Annotated in this window: 14 protein-coding genes; 2 read left to right on the top strand and 12 right to left on the bottom strand. The window is 43.4% G+C overall.

Annotated features, from left to right (window positions below):
- Positions 1-4: 4 nt before the first annotated feature.
- From Q1J64_RS06315 to Q1J64_RS06305, 3 genes are all read right to left on the bottom strand, one after another.
- Positions 5-994 carry a metal ABC transporter solute-binding protein, Zn/Mn family gene (locus Q1J64_RS06315; protein ID WP_301108228.1) on the bottom strand — a complete coding sequence of 330 codons (990 nt, stop codon included), beginning with the start codon at positions 992-994 and terminating at the stop codon, positions 5-7.
- 63 nt (positions 995-1,057) lie between these two features.
- Positions 1,058-1,924 carry a metal ABC transporter permease gene (locus Q1J64_RS06310; protein WP_301108227.1) on the bottom strand — a complete coding sequence of 289 codons (867 nt, stop codon included), beginning with the start codon at positions 1,922-1,924 and terminating at the stop codon, positions 1,058-1,060.
- A complete protein-coding gene (locus tag Q1J64_RS06305; RefSeq protein ID WP_301108226.1) occupies positions 1,924-2,664 on the bottom strand; it encodes a metal ABC transporter ATP-binding protein in 741 nt (246 codons plus the stop codon). The genes Q1J64_RS06310 and Q1J64_RS06305 overlap by 1 nt, the downstream gene beginning before the upstream one ends.
- Positions 2,665-3,103: 439 nt before the next feature.
- On the opposite strand from Q1J64_RS06305, the gene Q1J64_RS06300 reads away from it, so the two are divergent.
- Together Q1J64_RS06300 and Q1J64_RS06295 are read left to right on the top strand one after the other, a co-directional pair.
- Complete coding sequence (locus Q1J64_RS06300; protein ID WP_301108225.1) at positions 3,104-3,682, top strand: LemA family protein; 579 nt, start codon at positions 3,104-3,106, stop codon at positions 3,680-3,682.
- Positions 3,682-4,479, top strand: a complete 798-nt coding sequence (locus tag Q1J64_RS06295) for a TPM domain-containing protein (protein WP_301108255.1) — start codon at positions 3,682-3,684, stop codon at positions 4,477-4,479. Before Q1J64_RS06300 ends, Q1J64_RS06295 begins: the two co-directional genes overlap by 1 nt.
- Positions 4,480-5,392: 913 nt before the next feature.
- Here the strand turns inward: Q1J64_RS06295 and ftsZ are convergent.
- The 9 genes from ftsZ to mraY form a co-directional block, all read right to left on the bottom strand.
- Positions 5,393-6,556, bottom strand: a complete 1,164-nt coding sequence (gene ftsZ, locus Q1J64_RS06290; protein WP_301108224.1) for a cell division protein FtsZ — start codon at positions 6,554-6,556, stop codon at positions 5,393-5,395.
- A 46-nt stretch (positions 6,557-6,602) separates the two neighbouring features.
- Positions 6,603-7,889: a cell division protein FtsA gene (gene ftsA, locus Q1J64_RS06285; RefSeq protein WP_301108223.1), complete on the bottom strand. Its 1,287-nt coding sequence runs from the start codon at positions 7,887-7,889 to the stop codon at positions 6,603-6,605.
- 100 nt (positions 7,890-7,989) lie between these two features.
- Positions 7,990-8,355 carry a small basic family protein gene (locus tag Q1J64_RS06280; protein WP_301108222.1) on the bottom strand — a complete coding sequence of 122 codons (366 nt, stop codon included), beginning with the start codon at positions 8,353-8,355 and terminating at the stop codon, positions 7,990-7,992.
- A 4-nt stretch (positions 8,356-8,359) separates the two neighbouring features.
- Entirely contained in the window at positions 8,360-9,079 is a 720-nt protein-coding gene (locus Q1J64_RS06275; RefSeq protein ID WP_153720506.1) for a DUF881 domain-containing protein, read from the bottom strand.
- A 19-nt stretch (positions 9,080-9,098) separates the two neighbouring features.
- Positions 9,099-9,824 carry a DUF881 domain-containing protein gene (locus Q1J64_RS06270; RefSeq protein ID WP_301108221.1) on the bottom strand — a complete coding sequence of 242 codons (726 nt, stop codon included), beginning with the start codon at positions 9,822-9,824 and terminating at the stop codon, positions 9,099-9,101.
- Complete coding sequence (locus Q1J64_RS06265; RefSeq protein ID WP_301108220.1) at positions 9,796-10,581, bottom strand: cell division protein FtsQ/DivIB; 786 nt, start codon at positions 10,579-10,581, stop codon at positions 9,796-9,798. Before Q1J64_RS06265 ends, Q1J64_RS06270 begins: the two co-directional genes overlap by 29 nt.
- Positions 10,582-10,596: 15 nt before the next feature.
- The gene (ftsW, locus tag Q1J64_RS06260) at positions 10,597-11,685 is read right to left on the bottom strand and encodes a putative lipid II flippase FtsW (protein ID WP_301108219.1); all 1,089 of its coding nucleotides are present in this window, start codon (positions 11,683-11,685) and stop codon (positions 10,597-10,599) included.
- Positions 11,686-11,742: 57 nt separating this feature from the next.
- Entirely contained in the window at positions 11,743-13,092 is a 1,350-nt protein-coding gene (murD, locus tag Q1J64_RS06255; RefSeq protein ID WP_301108218.1) for a UDP-N-acetylmuramoyl-L-alanine--D-glutamate ligase, read from the bottom strand.
- Positions 13,093-14,064: a phospho-N-acetylmuramoyl-pentapeptide-transferase gene (mraY, locus tag Q1J64_RS06250; RefSeq protein ID WP_301108217.1), complete on the bottom strand. Its 972-nt coding sequence runs from the start codon at positions 14,062-14,064 to the stop codon at positions 13,093-13,095.
- Between the last annotated feature and the right edge of the window lies 1 nt (position 14,065).

Genomic DNA, 14,065 nt, shown 5'->3' with positions numbered 1-14,065 from the left:
AAGCTTATCTTTCTTTACTAAGCTCGTCGTGAATCAAATTCATATTGTAGTTCAAATACTTAACGTACGTATCGATCTCATCGCCAGGATTACCGATTTCATCTGAATAGATCGGCTTCTCTGCAATTGGAACGCCTGTTTCTTTAGAGACAGTTTCCATCGGACGTGTATCAACATTAGACTCTACGAATAAAACAGGAACCTTGTGTTCTTGAATGTAATGAACCAATTCTTTAATCTGCTTAGGAGAACCGTTCTCTTCTGTATCAATTTCCCAAATAAATGCTTCCTTCAAACCGTAGTGGTCGTTCAAGTATTGGAATGCACGTTCACTAGTTACGAGTACGCGATTTTCTTCAGGAACTGTTGAGATACGCTCTTCAAATTCAGTGTCCAGATCTTTTATACGCTGAACATACTCATCACCAAGCTTTTTAATGTCCTCGCTGTTTGTCGGGTGCTTTTCAATTAAGACATCGCGCATAGCTTCTGCCATCTTCACACCGACAGCAGGATCGATAAACGCGTGCGGGTTGATTTCTTCATCACGGCCCTCTTCTCCGCCAATGTACTTAGGTTCAACCTTTTCAGTCAAACTAAAAATATTTTCATCTTTTTGACCGACAGAGTCCATCATTTTAAAGAACCAACCATGTTCTCCGCCTTCAAGATTCAAACCGTTATAAAATAAAACGTCTGCATCAGTTGCAGCTTTAATATCATTAGGAAGCGGCTCATATTCGTGAGGATCCGTTCCAGTCGGCACTAAGTTGTATACTTCTACGTACTCTCCGCCGATTTCACGTGCCATATCTGCGATGATCGTAAAAGAAGTGACAACTTTCAGCTTATCATCGGCCTCGGCTGTTTTATCGAAGTCATCCTTACCATCACTTTTGTTTGCTGCGCTGTTCTTGTCGTTATCGTTGCCGCATGCTGCTAACATAAACACAGCAAGTAAGGACAAGCCCAGCCATTTTACTAAGTTCTTCATGTAATTCATTCTACTCCTTTTGTGGATAATTATATTTTTCCGCCTCAGCGGTTGATCCCATACTTAATTGTTTGTCGCAATGGCTTTACGTTTAGACATAGACCGGAACTTGCTGACTACAATCCCTTGTTTAGGGGAGAATAAAAATGCCAATACGAAAAGTGCAGTCGTTGCTAACGCGATGACAGGCCCTGAAGGCATGTTATACAAGAAACTGAAATACAGTCCGACGATGGAAGATAATGCGCCGAAAAAGGCAGCAAGGAAAACCATAACCGAAAGCCTGTTTGTTAACAGATAAGCTGTTGATGCCGGTGTAATCAATAAAGATACAACCAAAATAACGCCGACTGTCTGTAATGAAGCAACTGTAACCAATGTCAATAAGAACATGATGCTGTAGTGAATCAATCGAGTCTTTAATCCGTAAGCCGCAGCCATCGTTTCATCAAAACTCGAGACGAGAAGTTCTTTAAAGAACATCGCTACTACTAAAATGACTACAGCGCCGATGATCAGCGTCAGCCACATATCAGAAGTACGAACCGACAACACGTTACCGAATAAAATCTGTGTTAGATCCGTCGCGCTTCGTGCTTGAGTAATCAAGATAATACCGAGTGCGAAAAACGCAGAAAATACAATCCCGATGGATGAATCATTTTTAATCCGGCTGTTTTGAGAAATTGCTCCGATACCGAATGCAGTTAATACCCCGGTCAAAACAGCTCCATAGAAATAGTTGATACCGAGCATATAGGAGATTGCAACACCTGGCAGAACGGCGTGAGAAATCGCATCTCCCATGAGCGCCATACCGCGAAGCACGATAAAGCTGCCGATGACTCCACAGATGATTCCTACCATAATTGAAGTGATAAACGCTTTCTGCAAGAAACCATATGTCATTAAGTCCTGAATAAATTCCATTACATTGAAACCTCCAAGCCGTCTAGCCGGAACTCTCGATTATAAGCTCTTGTCATATTGCCTGACTGGAATACTTTATTTACTGGACCGGCATCAATCAATTCTTTATTGATTAATACCAATTCGTCAAAATAAGTTTTCACTTTTGACAGGTCATGGTGTACAACGAAAACGATTTTTCCGGCGTCTTTTAACTCACGCAAAATCCCGATGATGACTTCTTCACTAGAGACATCGATTCCGACGAAGGGTTCATCCAAGAAGAAATAATCCGCCTTTTGTGCCAATGCACGTGCTAAAAACACACGCTGTTGCTGGCCGCCTGACAATTCACCTATTTGGCGGTTGGCGAATTCCTCCATGCCCACTTGTTTCAGGCATTCCATCGCCCATTCTTTATCCGCTTTTTTCGGACGTCGAAGTATGCCGACTTTTGGGTACGTGCCAAGAAGCACAGTATCTTTTACGACGATTGGAAAGTTCCAGTCGATATTCGAACGCTGCGGAACATACGCAATCTGTTTGCGCATTTCGTCTACTGTTTTCTTGCCGATTCTGACATTCCCATGATCTTTCTGTATCAGCCCCAGCATTGCCTTCATTAATGTTGATTTACCGGCGCCGTTCGGACCAAGCACCCCAATTAAACTGGAGGCTTCGAATGAAAAGGAGACATCTTTTACTGCTTCGTTTCCGTCATACGACACACTGACATTTTCAACTGTTATCGGATCAATCATCTTGCTTCCTCCCTCATTATGTTTCCCTTGTGCAACTTTCAGGCAAATAAAAACCTGCTCGAATTTTATATCAAATGGTATTGCGTAATTTTAAGTTATTAAATCACTATAAAACAATAGTTTCCTTTGTGCAACTCTAGTGCATGGTTTGAACTAGATTGTTTCCTTTGCGCAACTTTTAATAGTATAGCTTACCCAAAATACTCTGTAAAGCAATTATTGAAAAAAGTTCTCAAATAGCTAGTAGGGCGTAGTATTTAGAGAAAACTTATATCATATAGTGGCTATTATATGTGACGAATAGATCAAGTAAATGGGTGAGCACCCAATTTGATGAATGAAAAAAGTTTTATTACGTATCTTAATTCATCTGAAGTTTTGCGGGATAAAGAAGAAGGGTAAGTAAATACTAATTACATAAAGAAAGGAGCAGTTGAAGATGAAAAAAGCAATGGGACCCTTGATCGTCGTCATTATCTTAGTTGTCATAGCAGCTGTAATGATCGTACCGAGCTATAATAAATTAGTGAATGTAGAAGAAGACGTAGATCAGTCGTACGCACAAATTGAAACGCAATTACAGCGGAGAGTGGATGTAATTCCAAACTTAGTCAGCACGGTAAAAGGCTATGCTTCGCACGAAAAAGAAGTTCTCGAGAATATTGCCAATGCACGAAGTAAGATGGCAGGTGCTCAAGGACCGGAAGAACAGGCAGCAGCCGATTCCGAATTATCCAGCGCGCTGAGCAGACTATTGGTCGTTGTCGAGAACTATCCAGATTTAAAAGCCAATCAAAACTTCCAACAGTTAATGGACGAATTGGCGGGTACGGAAAATCGAATTGCTGTCGCACGAAAAGATTATAACGATGTAGTATCTGTATTCAACCGGAAAGTAAAACGTTTCCCTGGTAAAATTATCGCGTCCATTTTTGGATTTGATGAGAAAGAATACTTTAAAGCGTCAGAAGGGGCACAAGAACCGCCAACAGTTGACTTTGGAGACGACAAGAAGTGATGAAACGCTTCTGCATGTTCGTTGCAGCACTGCTACTGGCCCTGATCGGCACTGCGGCACCGACCCATGCGATGACAGAAGTGGTAGTGGATGATGCAGATATTTTATCTCCTCAACAGGAAGCTGAATTAACAGACTATGGTATCCGGCTTTTTAACGCAACGAAAGCAGAGTTTGCGGTGCGGACAGTCTATTCTCTTGAAGGAGAGCCGGTGGAAGAATATGCAGTGCGCAAACTCCGTGAGCTGAAGCTCGGTGACGCAAAGATGGACAACGGAGCACTGCTTATTGTCTCGACGGAAAAGAATGAAGAATTAGGGATCAAAAGAGAATTTTATCTGGCCACAGGCTACGGCCTCGAAGGCGCCCTGCCTGACGGTAAGGTAGGCAGGATCATAGATGAAATCGCCATGCCTTATTTAACAGGCAAACCCAAACAGCCAGACATGGCAATTGTGGAAGCCTATAAAGCCTTCTACAATGAAATCGCAGCAGAATACGGCCTAGAAGGAGACGAACTGCCGGTCAACTACCCGCAGTCTTCTGATGAAGAATTCGGTATTCCTCCATTCCTCGTCGTCATCATTATTATGTACATCATCTTCAGAATTATGAAAGGCGGCGGTGGAAGAGGTGGTGGAGGAGGCCCGCGCGGAAGATCCCGCGGCGGCCCAATATTCTTCCCAGGCTCATTCGGCGGCGGATCTGGCGGCGGCTTTGGAGGCGGTGGTGGCGGTTTCGGTGGCTTCGGCGGAGGAGGATCCGGCGGTGGCGGCGGAGCAGGACGAAGTTGGTGAATCACTCCGGCAGCATGTAACGCGCTGCCGGTTTTTTAAATTATGGTACCCGTTTCTCGAATGGGCTAGAAGTTTAAATGAAGTATGTTTAGTAGTTTGTGCACCACTTCGGCTTCCCCGAAGTTGCGCCTTCGCCGGAGTTGTGAAGATGTAATTGTTGTAGTTTTTCATTGTGTGAATCGAGTTAGTGTGGCACCCGTTTCTCGAATGGACGGGAAGTTTAACTGAAGTATGTTATGCAGTTTGTGCACCGCTTCGGCGCTGGGGGATTGCCTTACGCTATAAGCCTACTGGCAAAGTGCACGCCAGCAGTCTCGCAGCAACGGCTTACCCCGCAGTTGCGCCTCCGCTGGTTTGTAGACGTACCGTTGGTTTGAGCTTAAACTGGGTATGATTCAATCCTTGTTTGATTAAGCAATGTCTCTGCAGAGAGCCAATATGTAATTTGAACAAAACATCTTGCAAAGGCATTTCCAAACTCAAGGCGAATTCCTGCCATTGCGTGAAACTCCTTACCATTGTAGTGATCGCAGATATTACGATCATACTGCAATCACATAAAAAGTATTGAAACACCAGCCAGTGTACCGGAGTGGAAGGCGGCGACTCCGGGAGGATCAGCCCGACAGGTGATGACAACTTAGGGGAGCGAAGCGACCAAGTTGGCTCACCGCGGGCCCTCCGGAACGCGTCCGCCTGGAACGCAGGGGAACGGTCTTTTTTTCACTTACCAAACTTTCACATTTCAAAATCCTTTAAGCTCAGTGTAGCACCACAAGTACAAGCAAGAAACGCGCCCGCCCGGAACGCAGGGAAACGGCATTCTTTTACTTACTTCCTTTCAATACGTATAAGCAAAAAAAGCTTCCCGCCAGAGAACTACATCTCTGACAGAAAGCTTTGTGTGTTTGAATTATTTACGACGCTGACGGTTGCGTAAGAACGTGGGGATGTCCAACTGTTCTTCGTGCTGGTTTGTCTGCGGCTGTCTTGGTTGTTCAGGCTGCTCGTAGCGCGGCTCTTCGCGTCTGCTCTGAACAGGTGCCTGCTGCTGCGCAGGCTTGCTTTGACGAATACCGCTGCCAACACCCGAGTTTCTGCCTGGTCTTGGTGCAGTCAGATGCTCTTCGTTAAAGCCAGTCGCAATAACAGTTACGATGATTTCATCTTTCAAATCATCGTTAATAACTGAACCGAAGATCATATTCACATCTTCGTCTGATGCTGTTGCGACGATATCTGCTGCTTCCTGAACTTCAAACAAGCTCAAGTTCGATCCGCCGGTGATATTCATCAGAACGCCTTTTGCTCCGTCTATTGATGTTTCAAGCAATGGACTGGAGATCGCTTTTTTCGCCGCTTCTGCTGCTCTGTTCTCTCCAGTGGACATGCCGATTCCCATTAAAGCAGAACCTTTATTGGACATGATGGTTTTAACATCTGCAAAGTCCAAGTTAATTAGACCCGGTACAGCGATCAGATCAGAAATACCTTGAACACCCTGACGCAAGACATTGTCTGCTTCTCTGAACGCTTCCAACATTGGCGTATTTTTATCCACAATTTCAAGAAGCTTATCATTTGGAATAACAATTAGCGTATCCACTGCTTCCTTCATGCCTGTAATACCGCCAATAGCTTGTGTTTGACGCTTTCTTCCTTCGAATGTGAATGGACGTGTTACCACACCCACTGTCAACGCACCCAGATCTTTAGCAATTTGAGCGATAACCGGAGCTGCACCTGTTCCTGTGCCTCCGCCCATTCCAGCAGTTACGAATACCATATCTGCTCCGCGCAAAGCTTCTTCGATCTGTTCTTTACTCTCTTCTGCTGCTTTTTTACCGACTTCTGGATTAGCACCCGCACCTAAACCGCGTGTCAGTTTTTCACCGATCTGCAGCTTCACTTCTGCCGATGAAAGCTTTAATGCCTGTGCATCCGTATTGACTGCTATAAATTCAACACCCTGTACCCCGTGTTCAATCATTCGGTTTACGGCATTATTTCCTCCGCCGCCTACTCCAATTACTTTTATTACTGCTAAAGCATCTACATTCGTATCAAATTCAAGCATTGGTTTTCCTCCTCTACTTTATCTGCAATTCCCTGCCCCACGTTTTTCATTCAAAGAAATTATCGAACATTTTTTTAGCTTTTTTCATAAAACCATCGCCTTTATCTTTCTTTGGTCTTGCAGGCTTAGGTCCTTGGTCAGCGGTGTCATATACCGGATCATCCGCCTGAGATAGACTGGCTTGTCCGCCTTCATGTCCAAAGAAGACATCCTCCATATACGCATAACGGATTAAACCAACCGCTGTGGAATACATCGGCTCTCTCACACCTATATATTCAGGTGTATATAATCGGACTCTCGTTTTGAAAATATCACGAGCTAATTGTAGCACTCCGTCTAGTTTAGCTGTACCACCAGTAATGACGATACCTCCAGGCAGATCATTAATTCCTGACTCATACAGATCTTCCAAAATCAGATCAAATAACTCTTCTAAACGCGAACCAATAATTTCTGAAATATAACGCTGACTATATTGATCTTTCGAATCTGCTCCGATAACCGGAACTTCAAAAAGTTCATCATCAGAAGCATCATCATAAAAAGCATGTCCATGCTGGTGCTTGATCATCCGAGCCTGTTCAGTTGGTGTTTTCAGCACGATTGATAAATCCTTTGTAATATGGTCGCCGCCAATTGGCAGTACAGAAGTTTTCACCAGACGATTTTCCGCAAAAACAGAAATCGTAGTGGATCCTCCGCCAATATCAATAAAGGCAGTGCCATGATTCATCTCGTCTTCCGACAGAGCGAAAGTACCTGCTGCTAACGGCTGCAAATAAATTTCACGTATTTGCAGTCCGGCCCGTTCCACACATCGCAAAATGTTATGTACTAGAGTTTTGGACGTTGTAATTAACGTAGCGTCCATTTCCAATCTAACCCCCATCATACCACGAGGATCAGTTATTTCATCATAATCGTCCACAATAAATTGTTTAGGAACGAGATTGACGATCTCCCGTTCAGGAGGCACATTCATGACTTGGGAAGATTTCATGACTCGTTCCAGATCATCATCTGTGATCTCCCGATTTTCAGAATTGACAGCCACAACACCTTTGACGTCCTGAAGCTGAATGCCGTTGGCTGGAATGCCAAGCACTACTTCTTCTATCTTTAGTCCTGTCATTCGTTCTGCTTGCTCAATTGCTTTTCGAATGGACTGTACCGTTGCATCGATATCAATAATTGTTCCTTTTCGAATGCCTGCTGACTGTACATTCCCTACGCCGATTACATGAAGGGAATTATGATCCATTTCTCCGATCAAAACTTTAATTGTAGATGATCCTATATCCAGTGATACATAATTATATGATTGACTCAATTATTGACACCTCCTAAAAGAAACTATTACCTTACATTCTATTGCATTTTGATTACTTTGTCTAAATATTTTCAGCACCTTCTCCCCTATTTGTCAGGAACTAGACATTCTGACCAGTATTTTGTTTCCTGGATGTCCATTTTGCCAGCAAGATTCTGCGTATGACCGCGATATTTTGGAACAGCCGCACGCCAAAAGCAAAGACTGCAGCCAAATATAGGTCTACCCCTAAATGCACACCGATAAAAGCCAGTGCAGCAGCAAGAAGTATATTGAAGAAAAATCCTGATACAAATACTCGGTCATCGTATACTTGCTGAAGGTAAGCTCTTATTCCGCCGAAAAGTGTATCAAAGGCGGCGAGAATTGCGATAGATAAGTAGTTATTATAGACTTGCGGAATTTGAATATCCGAGAGCAAACCAAGTGAAACGCCAAGGAGTAGCCCAAGCAATGGTAGCCACATATTGTCATTCCTCCTTCGTTTGTTCTTTTAAAAATTGATTTTCGAAACCACCCGTCCAGCTTTGTAATGTAATCTGATCTGTCGGTTTACTGATCACTAGAATTAAGTCATCTAAATAAAATTCGTCCTGTATAGCCGAGGACAGCAAGTGATTATACAATTTCTTACTATCTTCAATGGTCGGCGAGACGATTTTGATTTTGAAAGGAGGTGTAGATACATTTTCTCCATTGACCGTCAGCTTTCCGTTTATATCACGGATCCAGCTCAGTGTCGTAAACCGCTTCTCGTCAATCTCTAATTCGTTTCCTTTATGCTGATTCACCACATTGATAAATCTTGTCAGCAGCTCCGATGAAACTGGCTCCACTTCATAACCAAATGCGATGCTTTCAGGTGATGGGGCAACTTCTATTACAAATCCTGGACCCGTGGTCGGCATAAAACCCGCTTGAGTATATAACTTATCTAACGTCTGCTGCAAAGCCTCTGTCGTCTGTTCATTCGTTAATTCAGCATAAGAAGCGAGTGTCTGGTCTACTTCACGTATTTCACCTAGTAACTCTGAATGAATCTTCTTTTCCTTGGCCAATTCATTTCGAATCGCCCAAATATCTCGAGTATCACGGGGAGAAGTCGTGTTAATGGAGTTGTATTGCAATGCCAGCATGAAACCGACAAGGCCTAGAATCAATGTGAACTTCCAGTTTATTTTCCCACTCACTGTAACCCCCCTCTGTCTATCAAGCTTTATCACGGATTGCAGGAAGTTTAATTTCTTTCACTTCCTCAGTTGTTACGACAATGTTATCTCGCAACAGCCCGTCAATTACGCCTCCTTTCAAGTGCAAAGCAGGTGACAATACTTTCGGATCGCCAATTGCTTCAATCGTAAAAGGGGCTGGAAACGTTCTTCCATCTATCATAATAACAGGGCCTGTACACTTTATGTACGAATTTGAATTTACTCGCTGGCCATTGATCGTCATTCCTTGCGCGCCAGCGATTTTCAATTCATTAATGACACGCAACACATGACTTTCATGGACTATGTAATCATTGGGATTCTGTAAGGAAGGATCGTAATCAGCATCTTCCATCGTCACTTTTAAGCCAGTGCCTTTTGCTGGGATGACTCCTAACAGTAAACGGAGATCCTTTGCTTTCTCAACCAGCACTGCATGATTCTCTTCTTTATTTGAAAACTTCTGCTCGAATTCCTGTACGCTTTTTTGTTTATCGAACAACTCATCAGTCAATTCCTTATTGCGTTCCTGCTGCTCAATTAAGTCTTCTCTGTATTTCTCTTCCTGGACAAATAAATCAGACTGAGTCTCGTCCAATTCCATATGGTTGCCGCCGACCGTTCGATACGAAAAGGCCAGAATAAAACCAAGGACCAGGAAGACGATTGAGAAAACTACTTGTCTCCCCTTTTTCTTATGGGTTGCTTTCAATTGCTTGCTCATCTTCTCTCCCCTGTCCTAATTCATCATAGTAATCAGTATAGGTTTTAAAGAACACACCAATTTCTATGTCCAGGATTCCTTTTTCTTCCTTCGGCAACTGAGCAATAACTTCAGGATAGTAAGACATTTTTTCTGCAAAACTCATGATGACAGCATGCACCTCATAGCCATCATTCATGAATACCTTAATTTTATCTTCCTCTGTATAATGAACTTCTGAAATTAGTTCAAAAACAGAATCATCCATTTCCTGTAGTTGCAAGATCATTTGCTTCGTAATCTCCGATTTAGAAAATCCTGACAGAATAGGAGCGTGTAGCATGGCTTCCGGCTCATCCACTTCAATACGGTCACCATTTACTAACAATAAATCGTATTGCGCCTTATCTTCTATATACGCAATCGGCTCCCATTCAGAAATGCTGATTGTTACGTGGTTTAAAAATTTCCTTGAGACTGAAACTTCCTTCACTCCAGTGATTTTCAACAGTTTCTTCTCGACATCTGCTGTTTTGAATCCCCAAAATGACTGACCTGTAAACAAACCGCTTTGATCTTTATAAAAGTTTCCGTTTGCGAGCTCGGTGTCGTTGATGGAGATATCTTTTACATTACTTAAAGGAGATTGGAAATAAAGCAATGAAAATAGAACGAGTAAGAACATCACAATTAGCAGAATGAATTTCTTATTCGTCTTCCTTCTGCGTTTCTTGCGCATGGACGGAATCCGTTCTTCAATATCAATTACTTTATCCATAGAACTGCTCTCCTTTCAGCCTGCCTTTTTGCCTTTTGCAAAGTGCAAAATAGTTCCTATAGCCAGCCAGGTCGTCAACAGCGACGAACCGCCATAACTGATGAAAGGCAATGTCACTCCGGTTACCGGCAAAAGTCCCGACACGACCCCCATGTTTAAAAAAGTTTGAAACATAATCATCGACACCATCCCGGATACGACCAGGAATGAATTCCAGTCGGGCAGCCGGATTGCAATCGCGAACGCTGACCCCAGCAATAAAATAAAAAGCAAGACAATGGACGCGGCACCAATAAAACCGATTTCTTCCGCAATAATTGAAAAGATGAAATCATTCTGAGGTTCAGGTAAATACAGGAATTTCTGCCGGCTGTTTCCGAGACCATGTCCGAATAAACCGCCAGGCGCAATCGCAAACAGCGACTGAATACTCTGGAAGCCCGTGCCTAGCGGATCATTCCAAGGATCGATATACGATTTAATACGATCCAATCGATAGGGCGCAGCTAATATCAGACCGACAAAGGCTGTCGTACCTGATACAAACAGAAAGATGAAGAAGGACAATGGATAGCCTGCCAGAAAAAGAATGACAAATGCCGAAACGATCATTATGACGCCAGAACCTAAATCAGGTTGCATCATAATCAGTGCGGCAGGCAGTAAAATCAACGCAAAATGCTGCCATTGCCAAGATTTCCGACTATCTTTTTTCATACTGCTCGCTAATTTACCAAGCAGAGCAACCTTGACGAACTCGGCAGGCTGCAAACTAATTGGACCGAGTGCAATCCAACTTTGAGAGCCGTTGCGCACTACACCTATTCCAGGTATCAAGACCGCTATAAGCGCCAGAATAGATCCGATGTAGAAATACGTCCAAAATCTAGGACGCGATGTCAGAGGACTTCTGTACAGAGCATAGGCGACTCCAAGAGATATAGCCATATAGACGCCTTGTTTGACAAAGAAAGGAGAAGAATCTTGGTAATGCACTTCTCCCCAGTAAGAACCTGCCGATTGAACAAAAATCAGTCCAATAACCGACAGCAGCATAGCCGACAGTAAAAAGACAGCTCGAAAAGTTCTTTCCAGCGTTCGCATCCTTCCGCAAATTAGTCAGTCGTTTCGCAATTATACGCTTCAACTATTACAGCCTATTTACAATTTCATTACTTCTTCAATAAATCGATCGCCCCGAATTTCAAAATTCGGATATTGATCCCAGCTTGCGCAACTTGGAGACAGAAGAATTACATCGTTCTCCTCACTCGCTTCATATGCTACCTTTACTGCTTCTTCCATGTCAGCAGCAAGAATTGTTTCTGCCACACCGCAGGAAGTAGCAAACTCTGCGAAACGCTGTGCCGTTTCTCCGATCGCTACAGTAACACGGACATTGTCCATAAACGGACGCAACTCCTCAAATGAATGACCGCGTTCCAAACCGCCAGCAAGCAGTATGATAGGATTTTTGAATGATGACAGAGCACTTTTTGTAGCCAGTGTATTCGTTGCTTTGGAATCATTAAAAATTGTCCGTCCTTGTACTTCTCTCACATACTGCATACGGTGTCGCACGCCGGTAAATGAACTTAACACATTTTCTATCGCTGGTTTGTCACAGCCAGAGAGAATTGCAGCTGCAACCGCTGCTAAAATGTTTTCTAAATTATGACGTCCCGGCAGTTTTATGATTTTCTTCTCAATATATGGTTCGCCAAGCCAATAAATCCATTCATCATCAGCGGAAATACCCACATCACTCTTCCCTTGCGCAGTAAAGGGAACTTTCTGAGAAAGAATCGTTGTAACTGAACGTCTCATGATTTCCTGATCCTGATTAAAGATCAAGTAATCTTCTTCTGTCTGATTGCGTGCAACCTGCAGCTTCGCATCCAGATATTCGTCGAGTGACCCGTGATAATCTAAATGTGCTTCATATAGATTTGTGAATATGGCAATACTCGGTTTAAAACTGTACGTTCCTGCTAATTGGAAAGAAGAAGCTTCCAGCACCATGATTTCATCCGCCTTGGCTTCTTCCGCCACCGTACAGGCTACCGTTCCAATATTACCGGCTATCAGCGGCTTTTTCTTGCCAATATTCAACATATGGTACAGCAAAGTAGTCGTCGTGGTCTTTCCGTTAGAACCAGTAATCGCAATGATCGAAGCTTCACTGATTCGCCCGGCCAATTCAACTTCTGTCCAAATCGGAATATTTGCGGAGACGGCTTTCTCTATCAATGGGTTCGTATAGGGAATCCCCGGATTCTTCACAATGAAGTCGAAACCCCGTTCCAATAAATCACTTGGATGGCCTCCGCCAATTACTTCAATCCCTTGCGCTTGAAGTTCAGCTGCTTCTTCATTGCCTTCTGTTGATTTGACATCATTGACGACAACATCTGCACCAAGACGATGAAGCAGGCCGGCAGCAGCGACACCACTTTTCGCTAGCCCAACTACGAGAACTTTCTTCCCTATAAACTGATCTGTATTCTTCATTTACATGACCTCCAAAAAGACAGGTACGAGCGCAGCCAATAAAGCTACTCCCCAAAACACGAGAACGACTTTCCATTCTGACCAGCCGGATAACTCAAAATGATGATGAATCGGACTCATTTTAAAGACACGTTTGCCTGTCAGTTTAAAACTTGCTACTTGAATGATGACAGATAGCGTTTCGATGACAAAAACGATTCCAATCACCAGCAACAATAATTCTTGTTTGATCAGCACGGACAGCATAGCCAGTGCCCCACCGAGTGCAAGAGATCCTGTATCACCCATGAACACTTTAGCCGGTTTACTGTTGAACAATAAGAAACCGAGCATTGCGCCCGACACAACGAAAGCAAATAACGCGATATCATTTTGCTCGTAGACTAGAGCAAACACACCAAATGCTGAAAAAGCGATAGTCGACGTTCCGCCAACAAGGCCGTCAAGTCCGTCCGTCAAGTTTACAGCGTTCGAGAAGCCTACCAGCCAAAAAATAAGAAATGCTACGTAAAATACGCCAAGATCTATACCGACCGTCGTGAACGGAATGGTTACGACGGTTTCAAACGGCCCCAGTTTCAATAAGAAAAAGGCGAGAATCGCAATGATAATTTGGCCGATCAGTTTCTGCAATGACGTTAACCCTAAGTTTCTTTTTGCGACAATTATGATAAAGTCATCTAAAAAGCCGATGAACCCATAGCCAAGCAGCACAATTAACAGCACGATCGTATGGGTTGTCAGCGTATCGTATATGTAAGATAAAACTAGTGTGGATATTGTGATAGAGATGAGGAAGATCAGTCCGCCCATTGTCGGCGTACCAGCTTTTTTCATATGAGCCTGCGGACCTTCCTCACGAATGCTTTGGCCAAATTTCAGCCTTCTGAGTAATGGGATGATGATCACCCCGACAATTGCTGAAACAAAGAAAGTTACAGCAATTGTCGTGACTGTCGTACCTAGTGTCATG

The sequence above is a fragment of the Sporosarcina sp. genome (genome assembly GCF_029257255.1).
Lineage (GTDB): Bacteria > Bacillota > Bacilli > Bacillales_A > Planococcaceae > Sporosarcina.
This window is presented reverse-complemented; position numbering and strand designations above follow the sequence as displayed.

Coding starts and splice junctions, on each gene's coding strand:
- Q1J64_RS06315 (WP_301108228.1), bottom strand. CDS start 994: ATGAAGAACTTAGTAAAATGGCTGGGCTTGTCCTTACTTGCTGTGTTT.
- Q1J64_RS06310 (WP_301108227.1), bottom strand. CDS start 1,924: ATGGAATTTATTCAGGACTTAATGACATATGGTTTCTTGCAGAAAGCG.
- Q1J64_RS06305 (WP_301108226.1), bottom strand. CDS start 2,664: ATGATTGATCCGATAACAGTTGAAAATGTCAGTGTGTCGTATGACGGA.
- Q1J64_RS06300 (WP_301108225.1), top strand. CDS start 3,104: ATGAAAAAAGCAATGGGACCCTTGATCGTCGTCATTATCTTAGTTGTC.
- Q1J64_RS06295 (WP_301108255.1), top strand. CDS start 3,682: ATGAAACGCTTCTGCATGTTCGTTGCAGCACTGCTACTGGCCCTGATC.
- ftsZ (WP_301108224.1), bottom strand. CDS start 6,556: ATGCTTGAATTTGATACGAATGTAGATGCTTTAGCAGTAATAAAAGTA.
- Q1J64_RS06280 (WP_301108222.1), bottom strand. CDS start 8,355: ATGTGGCTACCATTGCTTGGGCTACTCCTTGGCGTTTCACTTGGTTTG.
- Q1J64_RS06270 (WP_301108221.1), bottom strand. CDS start 9,824: ATGAGCAAGCAATTGAAAGCAACCCATAAGAAAAAGGGGAGACAAGTA.
- Q1J64_RS06265 (WP_301108220.1), bottom strand. CDS start 10,581: ATGGATAAAGTAATTGATATTGAAGAACGGATTCCGTCCATGCGCAAG.
- ftsW (WP_301108219.1), bottom strand. CDS start 11,685: ATGCGAACGCTGGAAAGAACTTTTCGAGCTGTCTTTTTACTGTCGGCT.
- murD (WP_301108218.1), bottom strand. CDS start 13,092: ATGAAGAATACAGATCAGTTTATAGGGAAGAAAGTTCTCGTAGTTGGG.
- mraY (WP_301108217.1), bottom strand. CDS start 14,064: ATGACACTAGGTACGACAGTCACGACAATTGCTGTAACTTTCTTTGTT.